This is a genomic window from Limibacterium fermenti, from assembly GCF_041902845.1.
In the GTDB taxonomy this organism is placed as follows: Bacteria; Bacteroidota; Bacteroidia; order Bacteroidales; family Dysgonomonadaceae; genus Limibacterium; species Limibacterium fermenti.
In genome coordinates this window covers 2,396,906-2,413,139 of the sequence record NZ_CP159486.1, presented here as the reverse complement: position 1 = coordinate 2,413,139, position 16,234 = coordinate 2,396,906, and the positions used below count along the sequence as shown (strand labels likewise).

The window sequence follows — 16,234 nt, the reverse complement described above, 5'->3', positions numbered from 1 at the left end:
ATTAACAATAACCGAAGAGGAGAATGTCTAAAAAGAAGAAAAAAACAAGAGCCTCCATCGCCGATCAAAAACTTTGGCAAGCACAGGGAATGAACGATTTCATGCATAAATTAAAACATATATGCGACATCGTAGCAGGGGAAGGCGCCTTCAATGTAATTCCACCTGAATACAAAATGCTTATCTATCGTTATCGTGGGGTTCCTGTAAAAATAACGCATAGCGAGGACCAGCGCATTCAACAACAAGACCTGAAAATAATAAAACGCTTCATTAATATGTCGGTGGCTCAGTGTACCATTAAGTTACGGGATGATGACGAACGTGAAATATCGCTTTACGATTTCTTCTATGTCGCCGATCCTCTTATGGCTGTAGCCTGTAAAAAAAAATATTATCCTTTCGAAGGACAAGAAATCTTTGAAGAGATCGGCAAGCGGCGAGGTCATTTAAACCGTCTCTACAAACTTATGTTGGAAAAGTCGGCGATTCTTGTCTGCGAATATCTGAGCGACTGTCGCAAAGGATGGGTGTACACCTGCAGAACCGATACCGAGATGGATGACTGGTTCGACTTGGAGCATTATGACGGCCTTTCCCAAAGAAGCATGGCGTTGCGGATGTTGCAGAAAAGCGACTTTCGTATGCACCAGATTGTGAATATCGGTATTCATGAAATCGAGACACACGCTTTTCGCTTCCATAATGAGACTCATTCGGGAATAAAATTAGAAGCATGGCTGTTTGACACGGACACCTTCAAAAATGAAATCTTGCCCGTGGAGATGCCGCTTGATAAAATTGTTCCTGACACCCGGTTCGGGAAACTTAAGGTGCCTGTCTACATTCAAATTCACGCCATCAACCGCTTGATGGAACGCCTCGGAGCTAAAATCCCCGCTCAAGCGATAGGACCGCTATCGGAGATAATCGATAATTTCGAAATCATCCCTTTAGGAAATAAAAAATTCCTCATCCCTTATTGTCTCGATGGATTGAAATGCGGCTATTTGCTTGCTGATTTCATTGATGCCTGCATCTTTATCCGTACGTTCCTTTTCCTGACGAATAACGGCACCCCCGAAGGTAAAAAACTGGAAGAGCAAACCAGATTGATGAAAGAAGACAAGCAATATTTACAAATAGATAATTTGAGTGGATTATTACAGTCGGATCTATTAACAGACAAAATGACACAATCGATCTTTGAAAACGCCGGCTGTGAATCTTTAATCGAACTATGCCGCAGAATAAAAGAGAACCAAGCCCGTTCCCAACCGGAAGAAAAAAAGAAAAAACAAGCCTCTCCGACAAAATTATCGGACTTGCTGGCCCGGTATCTCTCTTCCGAACACACAAAAATGATGTCTTGGCAACCACCGGAGGAATCGGAAACGGCCCTTTGAATAAAACGGCTAATGGTGTAAACGATGTATCAACTTTGATCTGTGATTTCCTTGTTTTTGAAAAAATCCGTACTTTTGTTCATCAAAAGAAACCCTATGGATGAACCTGCGCTTTATTTGATTCCCGTCACATTGGGAGACACCGCCATCGACCGTGTCATTCCTCCTTTTAACAACGAGATCGTCACACGACTGACTTGCTTTATTGTCGAAAATGTACGTTCCGCAAGGCGCTTCCTGAAGAAATGCGATCCTTCCATCGACATCGATTCGCTGACGTTTTATGAACTCAACAAGCATACCGACAAAAGCCGTCTTGCCGAGTATCTCTCGCCGATGGCTGCGGGAACGAGTATCGGCGTACTTTCGGAGGCGGGATGCCCCGCGGTGGCCGACCCCGGAGCCGACGTGGTGCAACTTGCCCAACGAAAGGGCTATAAAGTGGTGCCGTTAGTCGGGCCTTCCTCTATTCTCATGGCGCTGATGGCATCGGGTTTCAACGGACAGAGCTTTGCTTTTCACGGCTATTTGCCGATTGGCGATGACGAGCGGGCTAAGAGGATTAAGTCGCTCGAATCGCGCGCTTATAGTGAAGACCAAACGCAACTCTTCATCGAAACGCCTTACCGCAATCATAAGATGGCCGATGACCTGTTGCGTATCTGCAAGCCGTCCACCCGTCTGTGCATCGCCATGAATGTGACGTGCGACGATGAGTATATGGTGACGAAGACCATTGGCGCATGGAAAAACAGCTTGCCCGATATGCAGAAGAAGCCCTGCGTGTTTGTGCTTTATAAAGGATGAGGCGGATGAATGATGATGAAGATGGAAATGCTGCAAGATGTTCAGTTAAAACCGTATAACTCGTTCCGGGTATCTGCCCGGGCACGGTTGTTTTGCCGTGTGGATACTCCGCAGGAGCTGAAAGAGGTACTCGCGCTCTATCCGCACGAAAAAAAACTGGTTCTCGGAGGAGGATATAATATGCTTTTCACGACCGATTTCGACGGGTTGATCATTCAACCCGTCATGAAACAAATACAGGTGCTTAGCGAGGATAACGACCGGATAGAAATAGAAGCGGGCGCCGCCGTTGTGTGGGACGATTTTGTGGATTACTGTGTGCGGGAGGGGTATGCCGGCCTCGAGAACCTGTCGCTGATACCGGGTACCGTAGGGGCGAGCCCGGTGCAGAACATCGGAGCATATGGCGCGGAAGTGAAGGATGGGATATCGGCCGTTCGGGCAATGGAACTCTCTACCGGCAAGGCCGTGGTTTTTTCCCATGCCGATTGCCGCTTTTCCTATCGTGACAGCTTATTTAAACACGAACGGAACTATGTCATCACATCGGTTGTCTTCCGCCTGCATAAAACGTTTGTTTATCAGGAGAAATATATCGATCTGAGCCGCGAACTGAAAGGGGTCCCGCATCCCACGTTGCAGCAGGTGCGGCAAGCGGTTATCCGCATTCGTGAGCGGAAGCTCCCCGATTATGCGACACTTCCCAATGCCGGAAGTTTTTTCAAGAATCCTTTATTGACCGGGGGCGAAAAAGAAGCGTTACTCTCGAAACTGCCCGACGCGCCCGTGTATGCTGCCGGCGAGGGGCGGTTTAAAACCTCGGCGGCGTACCTTATCGATAAAGCCGGTTACAAAGGCAAACGTCGGGGGATGGTAGGGACATATCCCGGTCATGCGCTTATTATGGTGAATTACGGTACCGATAAGGGAAGCGATATCATCGATTTTATGAAGGAAGTGCAAGAGGCGGTCAGCGACCGGTTCTGTGTAGCATTGGAGCCGGAAGTAAGAATTTATTAGAAAAGGAGAAAGTATGTCATCATTTATCATCGAAGGCGGGCATCGCCTTCACGGGGAGATAATTCCGCAGGGAGCGAAAAACGAAGCGTTGCAGGTCATTTGCGCCGCGTTGCTTACCGACGAAGAGGTCGTTATCGAAAATGTTCCCGATATTGTCGATGTCAATAACCTGTTGTCGCTGCTGAAGGATATGGGCGTGTCGGTGAAGCCGGCGGGTCATGGTGCGTGGTCGTTGAAAGCCGACGCCATTGATTTGGCCTATACCGAGTCGCGGGAGTTTATCGAAAAGAGCGCCGCCCTTCGCGGATCGATCATGACCATCGGCCCGTTGTTGGGGCGCTTCGGCAATGCGACCGTCCCGAAACCCGGCGGCGACAAAATCGGCCGGCGACGGTTGGATACGCATTTCAACGGAATCATGAAATTGGGCGCCGAGTTGGTGTTTGATGAAGGAAAGCAGCTTTTCAAGCTATCGGCTGATCGATTGAAGGGATGCTATATCCTCCTCGATGAAGCATCGGTTACGGGAACGGCCAACTTACTCATGGCGGCTGTCTTTGCCGAAGGGGAAACCATTATTTATAATGCGGCGTGCGAACCGTATGTCGAGCAATTGAGCCGCATGTTGGTCAGGATGGGGGCGCATATTCAAGGCATCGGCTCGAACCGTCTCATCGTGCAGGGTGTCACGCGGCTGTCGGGGTGCCGGCACCGTTTGTTGCCCGATATGATCGAAATCGGCAGCTTCATCGGCATGGCCGCTATGACAGCTTCGGAATTGACCATTAAAAACGTCTCGGTACAGAACTTGGGCATTATTCCCGAAAGCTTCCGCCGCTTGGGGATTACCGTGCATCAGCAGGGCGATGATTTGTATATTCCCGAGCAAGACCGTTATACCATCGAATCGTTTCTCGATGGTTCCATCCTCACCATTGCCGATGCGCCCTGGCCCGGCCTGACGCCCGACCTGCTCAGTGTGATGCTGGTGGTTGCCACGAAAGCCGAAGGGTGCGTGCTCATCCATCAGAAGATGTTCGAAAGCCGCTTGTTTTTTGTCGATAAGCTCATCGATATGGGAGCGCAGATCATTCTGTGCGACCCGCACCGTGCCACGGTGATCGGATTAGGCGATCGCTTTAAGTTGAAAGGCATGACGATGAGTTCGCCCGATATCCGAGCCGGGATATCGCTGTTGATTGCCGCCATGAGCGCGCAGGGCAAAAGCACCATTCATAATATCGATCAAATCGATCGCGGGTATCAGGATATCGACGTCCGTTTAAACCGGTTGGGCGCCGCTATCCGGCGAGTGTGAATCTCTCCGTCTCCTTGTCTCCTTGTCTCCTTTTCTTAAATGGGTCGGTAATTTATTTACTCGAACTAAAACCGATGAAAGAGCGTTCAATAAGAACTAACTTTTAAAAAAAGGATATATGTCGAAAAGAGATGATTTCAAAAAATTGCACGCGGCAAACGAACCGTTTATTCTGGCAAATGTATGGGATGTGAAAAGCGCGCAGATAGCTGAGAAAGCCGGTTATAAAGCGGTCGGCGTTTCGGGGCACGCAGTAGCGGAGACCTTCGGATATGCTGATGGGGAAGATATGAGCTTCGAGGAGTTGTTGTATATGGCTAAGCGAATCGCTTCTTCGCTTGCCCTGCCGGTATCGGTGGATATCGACGGCGGGTATTCCCGCGACGTGAAAGAGATACAACAACATGTGAAGCAATTGACGGATATAGGTGTCGTAGGAATCAATATCGAGGATTCGGTCGTGACAAACGGTAACCGCAAGTTGGCCGATGTCGCCGCTTTCGCCGATACGATACGGAGTTTACGGCAATATATCGATCAGCAAACGCACGGGGTGTTCTTGAATATCCGTATCGATACGTATGTGGTCAAACATCCGCAGGCGTTTGAAGAAACCTTATCGCGTGTGAAGCTTTATGAGGCAGCCGGGGCCGATGGGGTGTTTGTTCCCGCCGTTACAAAGGAAAAGGAAATTGCCGCTCTTGTCGATCGTACGTCTTTACCTTTCAACGCTTTTTTGTTGAAAGATACTCCCGATTTCAATACATTGAAAGAGTTAGGGGTAAAAAGAATCAGTTGTGGGGCAGCACTCCATGCCAAGAGTTATAAAGAGGCGGAAAAACTGTATAAGGAGCTTCTTGATGAGAAACGGTTTGACGGACTTTTCTAAAAAAACAGCATAAAAGAATAAACAAAATTAGATCATTCGGAAAATTCAAAACAGTTTCTAAGATTGAATAGATCTTTTCAAGGATTAATTTGTTTTTTCGAAAAGTGTTTTATTACTTTGTAGCTGAATTCAGAGCGGATAATCCCATAAGGGTAATGCGCTCTTGATAAATTTTATAAATACACTTAGAAATATGCCAACGAATTCAGTTGTGACCGATATTCCGCAGGTGACCATCCGCTTTTCGGGCGATTCTGGTGACGGAATGCAATTATCAGGCACATTATTTTCTACACTTTCCGCTATTTTCGGCAACGAGATAGCTACTTTCCCCGATTATCCGGCAGAGATACGCGCCCCGCAGGGTACCTTGCAGGGTGTTTCGGGCTTTCAGGTCCGTATCGGATCAAAAGATGTCTATAATTCAGGCGATAAAACCGACGTGTTGATCGCGATGAATCCTGCGGCCTTGAAAGTCAATGCCGAATATCTAAAGAGGGGATCTATTGTGCTCTTCGACACCGATTCATTTCAAAAAAAGGATTTGGAAAAAGCCCGTTTCGAGACGGAAGACCCTTTCGAGGAGTTAAAAATCGACTATGTCCAACCTATTCCGGTCGCGATTACCTCTATGACGAAAGATTCGCTTCAAGGAATGGATTTGACCGCGAAAGAAATGACCAGGAGTAAGAATATGTTTGCTCTCGGGGTCGTTTGTTGGCTGTTTAACCGTCCGTTGGAAATCGCCGATCATTTGGTGGAGGAGAAGTTCGCCAAAAAACCGAAAGTGGCCGATACTAATATTAAAGTTCTTACGGCTGGGTATAATTTCGGAAACAATACGCACTTGACGGCTTCTACTTATCGGATTGACAGTGTAGAGGCCGGTAAGGGGTTTTATACGGATGTTAAGGGCAATACCGCCACGGCTTACGGATTGATAGCCGCGGCCGAAAAAGCCGGGTTACAGTTGTTTTTAGGCTCTTATCCTATTACGCCGGCTACCGATATCTTACAGGAATTAACGAAAAGGAAAGATTTAGGCGTGAAGGCCCTTCAGATGGAAGACGAGATAGCAGGCATCAGTTCCGCTATCGGGGCAAGTTTTGCCGGATGCCTTGCCGCCACTTCTACTTCGGGACCGGGACTTTCTCTTAAGTCGGAAGCATTGGGGCTGGCTGTGATGACGGAGCTTCCTTTGGTCGTGATCGATGTGCAACGGGGAGGCCCTTCCACAGGCCTACCGACCAAAAGCGAACAGTCCGATTTGAATCAGGCGCTCTATGGGCGTAGCGGAGAGAGTCCGTTGGTCGTTATAGCTGCAAAGTCGCCGGCGGATTGTTTCGATAGCGCCTATTGGGCTTCGAAGATTGCATTGGAACACATGACTCCGGTAATCCTGTTAAGCGATGCTTATATCGCTAACGGATCGACAGCATGGAAAATACCCGACATGAAGCAATATCCCGATATTTCACCTTCGTATGCTCTGCAAAAGTTCGGCAAAGACGCCGGAAATTGGAAGCCTTATGCTCGTGATGAGGAGACTTTCGTAAGATATTGGAGTGTACCGGGCACCCCGAATTACATCCATCGTATAGGAGGATTGGAAAAAGATTATTTTACCGGGATTATTTCCACCAATCCCGATAATCACCAATTAATGGTCGATACACGCCGTCAGAAAATCGAAAGGATCGCCTCACAAGTTCCTTTGCAGAAAGTGGAAGGCGACCCGGATGCCGATACGCTGATTATAGGGTGGGGAGGAACCTACGGGCATTTGCTGGAAGCTATGCTGCGTATTCAGGCGAAAGACAAAAAAATCGCCTTTACCCATTTTACGTTTCTTTATCCGCTACCATCCAATACCCATGAAGTATTGAAACAATATAAAAAGATTATTGTAGCGGAACAAAACAACGGGCAGTTTGCCCATTATCTACAGGGACAATTTCCTGATTTACCCCTGTACCGGTTCAACCGCATAGAAGGTCAGCCTTTCCGTGTTGCCGAATTGGAAGAAGAATTTATCACTATTATGGATGAGAAATAAATGATGGAAAACATAGACATAAAGGAAGTGGAAGTTCCGGCTTATCAGTCGAAAGATTATAAAAATGGAAGTAATGTGCGTTGGTGTCCGGGTTGTGGAGACCATGCTATTTTGAATTGTTTGCAGAAGGCGATGGCCGAATTGCACATTCCACCGCATGAAACCGTGGTCGTGTCCGGCATCGGATGTTCGTCTCGTTTGCCTTATTATATGAATACCTATGGCTTTCATAGTATTCACGGGCGGGCGCCGGCGATTGCTACGGGCGTTAAGGTTGCCAATCCCCAACTGAGCGTATGGGTGGTGACCGGCGACGGGGATTCGCTCGCCATTGGAGGAAATCACTTTATTCATGCTATCCGCCGGAATATCGATTTGAATATCATCCTTTTTAATAATAAAATTTACGGGTTGACGAAAGGACAATATTCCCCTACGTCCGACAGGGGATTCGTATCCAAAACATCTCCTTACGGTACGGTGGAAGATCCTTTTCATCCTGCCGAATTGTGCTTGGGAGCGCGAGGAACTTTTTTCGGGCGTGCGATTGATGTCGATATGAAAAGCCAAACCGATTTGTTGGTGAATGCCGCCAGGCATAAAGGCGCTTCGGTGGTGGAAGTATTGCAGAATTGTGTCATTTTTAATGACGGGATTCATAAAAATATCACCGACCGTACGTGGCGGGCAGAACGTACCATTCTTCTAAAACAGGGAGAAAAAATGCTTTTCGGCACGGAAAACAATCAGGGGATTGTCGCTGATGGATGGCGTTTAAAAGCGGTCACTATCGGAGAGGACGGTTATACAATGGAGGATGTATTGGTGCACGATGCTTCATGTCAGGATAATACGCTGCATTTAAAACTGGCGACTATGGGCTATGTCGATAATTTGCCGGTAGCATTGGGCGTAATAAGGAATGTAGCGGCTCCGACGTATGACGAATCCTATCAAAAACAACTCGATACGGTCCGTCAGAAAAAAGGGAAGAAAACATTTACGGAATTCTTATTGTCTTCCCCCAATGTGTGGGAAGTGAAGTGAAAGCCTCGAAAGGAAAACAACTCGAGGCGAGAGTTTCGGTTAGACAACTTTCTTATTTTCGCTCTTTGTATTGTAAGTAATTTTCTTTATTGTCTGAGTAATAGAGGCGCAACACCTTAATGGAGTTGGCATACGATACGGAATAGTATTTTACATTTTTTAAATTCGCCATATAACGAAAGCCCTCTTTTGTTTCCATCAAATGGGGGTTTTGTTTCTCTATGTCGATGATGGAGAGAATGCTTCGTGTGGTGTTAATGGTGTATTGGCCTTGGAACCGATTGTTAGAAGAGGTGCCGGTAAAGGTATTGTCGCGATTGAATTTCAGTAAAAAAGGGACAAACGGCTCTTCTTCGTTCGTCGATCTACGGTTGTTGGAGAGATTGTCCCCTTCGATATCCTTCTCGAACTTCCATTCTGTTTCGTAAGGAGATTGCAAATCCAACTCATGCTCACTCACTTCTTCAGCACATGAATAGGCCGTCAAAAAATAACTAAGAAAAATAAAAGCGAACAGAATTGTATGTTTTGTACCCATTATTTTATATCTGTGGTTTAAACTCTATCATATAGATGAAAAAGAACAGAAAATGTTACTGCAAAAGTATTATTTTTTTTCTTCTTTTACTCATTCCGGCCATATATTTGTATTTTAGTTAAAACACGGCGAAGAAAAAACATTCTATCTTTGCGATTGTTTAGATGATGATTTATTTTTCGACATGCAAAAAAATAAAATAAATATTGCCATCGACGGTTATTCCTCTTGTGGCAAAAGTACGATGGCTAAACAATTGGCTAAGGAAATCGGATATATGTATATCGATAGCGGGGCAATGTATCGTGCGGTGTCGCTTTATGCCCTTCGCAATGGGTGGATGGATAATCACTCTTTGGATGAAGATGCGTTGCGGAGACAAATCCCCGGCATTCGCATCACTTTTCGAACAAACGATAAAGGTGTTCAGGAGACGTATTTAAACGGGGAAAATGTCGAAAAAGATATCCGTACATTAGAAGTCTCGAATGGGGCAAGCCGTGTGAGCACACTCGGTTTTGTGCGCAGAGAACTGGTCCGCCAACAGCAGGAACTGGGTAAACAGAAAGGCGTTGTGATGGACGGCCGCGATATTGGGACGGTCGTATTTCCCGATGCGGAATTAAAACTCTTTCTTACGGCGCCTCCTGAAGTACGAGCTCAACGGCGGTTTGCTGAAATGCAAGAGAAAGGCGATCATAGCGCGACTTACGAAGATGTCTTAGCCAATGTGAAAGAACGCGACTTGCGCGATACCACACGAGCCGAAAGTCCTTTACGAAAAGCGCCGGACGCCATTGAACTGGATAATTCGCATGTAAATATACAGGAACAGTTCCAATGGGCCGTTGATATGTTTCATAAAACAATACAGCAATATGGCATACAAACTGGAAATAGATAAACAATCCGGCTGCTGCTTCGGGGTGGCGAAAGCCATCAGCAAAGCGGAAGAAGAATTGAAAAAAGGCGGTACCCTATATTGCTTGGGGGATATCGTTCATAATAATGTGGAAGTACAACGTCTCGCCGAGATGGGGTTGGTGACAATCGATCACGAGCAATTTAAAAAACTGCGGAACGTGCGGGTGTTATTGCGTGCTCATGGCGAGCCGCCCAGTACCTACGAAATAGCCAAAGAGAACAATATCGAGATTATCGATGCGTCTTGTCCGGTCGTGCTTGGTTTGCAAAAGCGAATTCGGAAGAAATTTGTCAATAAGTCGAACCAAGATGCACAGATTGTCATTTACGGCAAAAAAGGGCATGCGGAAGTGAATGGACTGCTTGGTCAAACCGATGAGTCGGCAATCGTGATTGAAAACAAGGAAGATATTGAGAAGTTGGATTTTACCCGCGATATCAGTTTATTCTCCCAAACGACTAAACCGCTCGACGGATTACAGGAAATCAGTAATCTGATAGCCTCGCGAATGGAGGGTGATGCCCAATTTGAGTTTTTCGACACCATTTGCCGGCAGGTTTCAAATAGGGTGCCGAATATCCGCGAGTTCGCTTTGAACCACGATCTGATCTTCTTTATCGCCGGAGAAAAAAGCTCGAACGGAAAAGTGCTCTTTGCCGAGTGTAAGAAAGCCAACCCGAATTCCTATTTTATTCACACGCCGGATGAAATCGATCCGGATTTGCTGAAAGGAGACGTACGAATCGGAATTTGCGGCGCTACTTCCACGCCCATGTGGCAGATGGAAGCCGTCGCACGAAACATTATAAAAATCAAGCCCGAACTGTCGGTGGAAAAGGCTGCTTTTTAGGCAGCCTTTTTTTGTTGCCCTGACAAAAAAAATATATCTTTGCGATTCATTGTTTTTGGAAAATCGATAAAGAAAAATTTCACATTTAAATATTCATTTTCATGGTGGACTATAGTATAAAAAGTATCGGTGTGCTTACTTCGGGAGGGGACGCTCCGGGTATGAATGCCGCCATTCGTTCGGTGACGCGCGCCGCGATTTTTAATAATATGCGGGTTTTTGGTATCTATAGAGGATACAAAGGATTAATCAGTAATGAAATCGAAGAGTTCAAGACGAATAGCGTCAGCAATATTATTCAGCAAGGCGGCACGATTCTTAAAACCGCCCGTTCAGCGGAGTTTATGGATCCCGAAGGACGTAAGGTGGCCTTTGAGAACATGCAAAAGCATGGTATCGATGCATTGGTGGTCATAGGGGGCGACGGGTCGCTTACCGGCGCCAGTATCTTTGGCAATGAGTATGATATTCCTATTGTCGGGCTACCCGGCACCATCGATAACGACCTGAATGGTACGGATGTCACTATCGGATACGATACGGCTCTAAACACCATCATGCAATCCGTCGATAAAATCCGGGATACCGCCACCTCGCACGAGCGATTATTCTTCATCGAAGTGATGGGACGTAACTGCGGCTTTCTTGCCCTTAACAGCGCCATCGCGGCCGGAGCCGAAGCTGCCATTATCCCTGAAATCAGTTTGAAGAAGGACCAATTGGGAGAACTTATTGAACAGGGATTCCGCAAATCAAAAAACAGTAGCATCATATTAGTTACGGAAGGTGAGATTACCGGAGGCGCCCTTCAATTGGCCGAACGGGTAAAACAAGAATATCCCCAATACGATGTACGTGTTTCTATTCTCGGACACTTGCAGCGAGGTGGTTCGCCGTCGGCGCAAGACCGCATACTCGCCAGCCGGATGGGTATTGCGGCCATACAGGCATTGCTCGAAAACCAACGCAACGTCATGATCGGTATTCGTGAAAATGAAATCGACTATGTTCCGTTTAAACGGGCGATAAAGAAAGAACGCGAAATAAGTGAAGAGTTACGCGAAGTATTGCTTATTTCTTCGATTTAATGCTTTACGGGAGATAAAATCACAAAAAATAAGTCTGTTTTGTTGTTCTGTTTTACGTATTAAAACAGTAACTTTGCGCACGAAGTCAAATAAAAATAAATTGATATGGAAATTACACACATTGAACACATTGGAATTGCTGTAAAAAGCATCGAAGAACAACTTCCTTACTACGAAGGAATCTTAGGGTTGAAATGTTATAACGTGGAAACCGTAGAGGATCAAAAAGTAAAAACCGCTTTCTTTAAAGTGGGGCAAACGAAGATCGAACTGTTGGAACCCACTGGTCCCGAAAGCACCATCGCTAAATTTATCGAAAAGAGAGGCGAGGGTATTCATCACATTGCGTATGCGACGAAGGCGGTGAACGAAGCTTTGAAAGAAGTAGAGGCTAAAGGTGTTCGACTGATTGACCACCAAACGCGTCCGGGTGCCGAAGGATTGCAGATTGCTTTTCTTCATCCCAAATCGACGGGAGGAGTCCTAACCGAACTCTGTGAACATCCGTAATGATTTCTTACGAGTAAAAAGAAAGAAGTAAACTTGTACTATTTATCAAATAATAAAAAACATTTTATATGAGCCGACAACTTGAAAAGATTAAAGAACTTATTCAATTGCGTGAAAAAGCTCGCTTGGGAGGAGGCGAAAAAAGAATAGAGTCGCAGCACCAAAAAGGTAAATATACCGCCCGCGAACGTATTGCCATGCTTTTGGATGAAGGCAGTTTCGAAGAATTCGATATGTTTGTGGAACATCGTTGCCACAATTTCGGGATGGAAAAGAAAAAATATCTCGGTGACGGAGTGGTTACCGGATATGGAACGATAGACGGTCGATTGGTGTATATTTTTGCACAAGACTTTACCGTATCGGGTGGATCGTTGTCCGAAATGCAATCGAAAAAAATATGCAAGGTAATGGACCAAGCCATGAAGATGGGCGCACCCGTTATCGGAATCAATGATTCGGGAGGTGCCCGTATTCAAGAAGGCATTAACGCGTTGGCGGGATATGCCGAAATTTTCCAGCGGAATATTCTTGCTTCGGGTGTGATCCCTCAAATATCCGGTATCTTCGGGCCTTGTGCCGGAGGAGCTGTTTATTCGCCTGCCCTTACCGACTTTAATATTATGACTCAAGGAACGTCTTATATGTTCCTTACCGGCCCGAAGGTTGTGAAAACCGTATTGGGCGAAGATGTTACTCAGGAAAACTTGGGTGGGGCATCCGTACATACCACTAAATCGGGAGTGGCTCATTTCTCGGTTGAAACAGAAGAAGACGGCTTCCAACTCATCCGTTCTCTGTTGAGTTATATTCCTCAAAATAATATGGAAGAGGCTCCGCGTGTAGAAAATGACGATCCGATAGACCGTGCCGATGATTTGTTGAACGAAATCATTCCGGATAACGGTAACCGGCCTTATAATATGTATGAAGTTATTGGCTCCGTTGTCGATAACGGCGAGTTCCTGGAAGTACATGCCGATTATGCCAAGAATATCATTGTGGGTTTCGCCCGCTTCGACGGACAATCGGTCGGTATTGTAGCCAATCAACCTAAATATTTGGCGGGAGTACTCGATATCAATGCTTCACGCAAAGGTGCGCGTTTTGTGCGTTTTTGCGATGCCTTTAATATTCCTATTGTTACGTTGGTCGACGTTCCCGGATTCTTACCCGGTACCGGTCAAGAGTACGGTGGCGTGATCGTTCATGGAGCGAAATTGCTGTATGCTTACGGAGAAGCCACCGTGCCGAAAATTACCGTTACGTTGCGCAAATCGTATGGCGGCGCTCACATTGTAATGAGTTGCAAGCAACTGCGTGGTGATATCAACTATGCATGGCCTTCTGCCGAAATAGCCGTGATGGGTGCCGATGGCGCTATCGAAGTGCTGTACAGTAAAGAGATTGCCGCTGCCGGCGATCAGAAAGCCGAAGTGGTGGAGGCGAAGAAGAAAGAGTATAACGACCTCTTCTGCAATCCGTATGAAGCTGCCCGCTATGGGTATATCGACGATGTGATCGAACCGCGTAATACCCGTTTCCGTGTGATTCGCGCTTTGCATCAATTGCGTAATAAAAAGCTGACGAATCCGGCTAAGAAGCATGATAACTTACCTTTATAAATCTGTATGGGTATGAGTCTATTTAAACGAAATAAAAAATCTTCGGCGCCTGAAGTGGAAAATGCTTCCACGGCGCCGTTGCAGGAAGAACCGCAAAATGCGGGTTTGAACGCGGAGGTTGCAGCCGTTATTGCTGCCGCCCTTTATGAATTGGATCAGGATGTACACGATGTGGAAAGCGGCGTGTTGACCATAGAATATGCGCAGCACGACTATTCGCCGTGGAGCTCCAAGATTCAGACATTACGTCAACTTCCCGATAAAAGATAAATGCATTTTAATTTTTAATAAAGAACAATACATATGAAAGAGTTCAAATATAAGGTCAATGGCAATGAATACAAAGTCGTTGTGAATGATTCGGAAGGTTCTGTGCTGGATGTAGAAGTAAACGGTACTCTTTATAAAGTGGAGACGGAAAAAGCACCGGTTACGAAAGCTGCGCCTGTTAAGCGTCCCGCACGTGCCGCTTCGGCCGCACCCGTTCAAAGTGCTGCTATTCCTGCCGCCCCCAAAGCAACATCTGCTGCTGCCGGTAAAGCTGCCGTTAAATCTCCGCTACCCGGAACCATCGTGGGTATTCGCTGCAAAGTGGGTGACACGGTGAAGAAAGGGCAGACTATCCTCATTCTGGAAGCAATGAAGATGGAGAATAATGTCTTGGCAAATGCCGACGGCTCCGTAACGGAAATATTGGTGCAGATGGGACAGTCGGTTCAAGAAGGTGATAATTTGGTAGTAATCGGATAATCAATAAAAGTAATATGGGATTTGAAGAACTTTTACCCGCTATTGCGGGAATGACCTGGCAACACTTGGTCATGATTGCCGTGGGACTCATTTTGATATATTTGGCTATTGTCAAGAATTATGAGCCTAATTTATTGCTGCCGATGGGCTTCGGCGCCATTTTAGTGAATATTCCGTGGTCCTCCGCCATCTCTCAGATCGACCCGGCAACGGGCGAAGCGGTGGAAGGTGTGCTGAATGTGTTTTTTAACGCCGGTATTGCGACCGAGATCTTTCCGTTACTGATCTTTGTGGCTGTAGGGGCGATGATTGATTTTTCCCCTTTGTTCCGCAATCCGTCGTTATTATTATTCGGAGCCGCGGCCCAATTCGGGATCTTTCTCACAATGGTGCTGGCCGCCGTGTTGGGATACGACCTGAGAGAAGCGGCCTCTATCGGGATTATCGGCGCTGCCGACGGGCCTACCTCCATTGTTGTCGCATCGCGTTTCGCCCCTGACTTATTAGGGCCGATTTCGGTTGCTGCGTATTCTTATATGGCATTAGTGCCCATCATTCAGCCGCCCGTGATACGGTCGTTGACTACGCGGAAAGAACGGTTGATCCGGATGACAAATGTGTCGAACAAAGTGATTTCGAAAAAGGCATTGATCGCTTTCCCCATTGTGGTGACGATTGCTGCCGGTATTATTGCTCCCTCTTCGTTGGCATTGATCGGTTTCCTTATGTTCGGCAACCTGATACGTGAGTGTGGCGTGTTGAACAATCTTTCCAAAGCGGCTCAAAACGAACTCTCGAACCTGGTAACGCTTTTATTAGGGATTACCATTGCCAGCACGATGACGGCCGATCGGTTCATCCGTGTCGACACGTTGGTGATTATCGCTTTGGGATTGTTTGCGTTCGTATTCGACACGTTTGGAGGTGTTCTTTTTGCCAAGTTCTTAAACCTGTTCCGAAAGGAGGGGAATAAGATCAATCCTATGGTCGGCGCATGCGGTATATCGGCTTTCCCGATGTCGGCGCGTGTTATTCATCAGATGGGACAAAAAGAAGATCCTTACAACTATCTCCTTATGCCGGCTATCAGCGCCAATGTAGGCGGACAGATCGGTTCGGTAATTGTGGGAGGTATCATTTTGACATTAGTTCCGTTATTTGCATAAAAATAGAAAGATATGACATTAGTACTTAAGCAAGCATTAGAAATAGCGGGTCTGGGAATTGTGGGTGTATTCGTTTTTATGGCCCTCTTTTACCTATTGATACGCGGTTTGGATAAATTATTGCCTCACAAAGAAGACGATAAGGCAGATAAATAAACAGTTAAAGGAAACTTTACTGTCAAGTAGATTTTCGATTTTAAAAAGCGGAGCCTTTTGGGGTTCCGCTTTTTTACTCATTC

Annotated in this window: 17 protein-coding genes; 16 read left to right on the top strand and 1 reads right to left on the bottom strand. The window is 46.3% G+C overall.

The window, feature by feature from the left end:
- The first annotated feature begins 23 nt into the window (after positions 1-23).
- From ABNK31_RS10715 to ABNK31_RS10685, 7 genes are all read left to right on the top strand, one after another.
- Complete coding sequence (locus ABNK31_RS10715) at positions 24-1,406, top strand: hypothetical protein (protein ID WP_418892517.1); 1,383 nt, start codon at positions 24-26, stop codon at positions 1,404-1,406.
- Between the two features lie 96 nt (positions 1,407-1,502).
- Complete coding sequence (locus ABNK31_RS10710) at positions 1,503-2,213, top strand: SAM-dependent methyltransferase (RefSeq protein WP_418892516.1); 711 nt, start codon at positions 1,503-1,505, stop codon at positions 2,211-2,213.
- Positions 2,214-2,222: 9 nt separating this feature from the next.
- Positions 2,223-3,233, top strand: coding sequence for a UDP-N-acetylmuramate dehydrogenase (gene murB, locus ABNK31_RS10705; RefSeq protein ID WP_418892515.1), 1,011 nt, complete (start codon positions 2,223-2,225; stop codon positions 3,231-3,233).
- Between the two features lie 13 nt (positions 3,234-3,246).
- Entirely contained in the window at positions 3,247-4,551 is a 1,305-nt protein-coding gene (gene murA, locus ABNK31_RS10700; protein WP_418892514.1) for a UDP-N-acetylglucosamine 1-carboxyvinyltransferase, read from the top strand.
- Between the two features lie 118 nt (positions 4,552-4,669).
- Positions 4,670-5,440: an isocitrate lyase/PEP mutase family protein gene (locus ABNK31_RS10695; RefSeq protein ID WP_418892513.1), complete on the top strand. Its 771-nt coding sequence runs from the start codon at positions 4,670-4,672 to the stop codon at positions 5,438-5,440.
- Positions 5,441-5,633: 193 nt separating this feature from the next.
- Positions 5,634-7,496 carry a 2-oxoacid:acceptor oxidoreductase subunit alpha gene (locus ABNK31_RS10690; protein WP_418892512.1) on the top strand — a complete coding sequence of 621 codons (1,863 nt, stop codon included), beginning with the start codon at positions 5,634-5,636 and terminating at the stop codon, positions 7,494-7,496.
- Positions 7,497-8,543 carry a 2-oxoacid:ferredoxin oxidoreductase subunit beta gene (locus ABNK31_RS10685; RefSeq protein ID WP_418892511.1) on the top strand — a complete coding sequence of 349 codons (1,047 nt, stop codon included), beginning with the start codon at positions 7,497-7,499 and terminating at the stop codon, positions 8,541-8,543.
- A gap of 52 nt (positions 8,544-8,595) precedes the next feature.
- Here the strand turns inward: ABNK31_RS10685 and ABNK31_RS10680 are convergent, their stop codons facing one another.
- Positions 8,596-9,081, bottom strand: coding sequence for a hypothetical protein (locus ABNK31_RS10680; RefSeq protein ID WP_418892510.1), 486 nt, complete (start codon positions 9,079-9,081; stop codon positions 8,596-8,598).
- A gap of 184 nt (positions 9,082-9,265) precedes the next feature.
- Here ABNK31_RS10680 and cmk point away from each other — a divergent pair, with 184 nt between their 5' ends.
- From cmk to ABNK31_RS10635, 9 genes are all read left to right on the top strand, one after another.
- A complete protein-coding gene (cmk, locus tag ABNK31_RS10675) occupies positions 9,266-9,985 on the top strand; it encodes a (d)CMP kinase (protein WP_418892509.1) in 720 nt (239 codons plus the stop codon).
- Positions 9,960-10,856, top strand: a complete 897-nt coding sequence (locus ABNK31_RS10670; RefSeq protein ID WP_418892508.1) for a 4-hydroxy-3-methylbut-2-enyl diphosphate reductase — start codon at positions 9,960-9,962, stop codon at positions 10,854-10,856. Before cmk ends, ABNK31_RS10670 begins: the two co-directional genes overlap by 26 nt.
- A gap of 101 nt (positions 10,857-10,957) precedes the next feature.
- Positions 10,958-11,944 carry a 6-phosphofructokinase gene (gene pfkA, locus ABNK31_RS10665; RefSeq protein ID WP_418892507.1) on the top strand — a complete coding sequence of 329 codons (987 nt, stop codon included), beginning with the start codon at positions 10,958-10,960 and terminating at the stop codon, positions 11,942-11,944.
- Between the two features lie 105 nt (positions 11,945-12,049).
- Positions 12,050-12,454 carry a methylmalonyl-CoA epimerase gene (mce, locus tag ABNK31_RS10660; protein WP_418892506.1) on the top strand — a complete coding sequence of 135 codons (405 nt, stop codon included), beginning with the start codon at positions 12,050-12,052 and terminating at the stop codon, positions 12,452-12,454.
- A 68-nt stretch (positions 12,455-12,522) separates the two neighbouring features.
- Entirely contained in the window at positions 12,523-14,079 is a 1,557-nt protein-coding gene (locus tag ABNK31_RS10655) for an acyl-CoA carboxylase subunit beta (protein ID WP_418892505.1), read from the top strand.
- Positions 14,080-14,091: 12 nt separating this feature from the next.
- The gene (locus tag ABNK31_RS10650) at positions 14,092-14,349 is read left to right on the top strand and encodes a hypothetical protein (RefSeq protein ID WP_418892504.1); all 258 of its coding nucleotides are present in this window, start codon (positions 14,092-14,094) and stop codon (positions 14,347-14,349) included.
- A 33-nt stretch (positions 14,350-14,382) separates the two neighbouring features.
- Positions 14,383-14,829, top strand: coding sequence for a biotin/lipoyl-containing protein (locus ABNK31_RS10645; protein WP_418892503.1), 447 nt, complete (start codon positions 14,383-14,385; stop codon positions 14,827-14,829).
- 14 nt (positions 14,830-14,843) lie between these two features.
- Entirely contained in the window at positions 14,844-15,995 is a 1,152-nt protein-coding gene (locus tag ABNK31_RS10640) for a sodium ion-translocating decarboxylase subunit beta (protein WP_418892502.1), read from the top strand.
- 12 nt (positions 15,996-16,007) lie between these two features.
- Positions 16,008-16,151 (top strand): OadG-related small transporter subunit, encoded by a 144-nt coding sequence (locus ABNK31_RS10635; RefSeq protein WP_418892501.1) that lies wholly within the window; start codon positions 16,008-16,010, stop codon positions 16,149-16,151.
- Positions 16,152-16,234 lie beyond the last annotated feature (83 nt).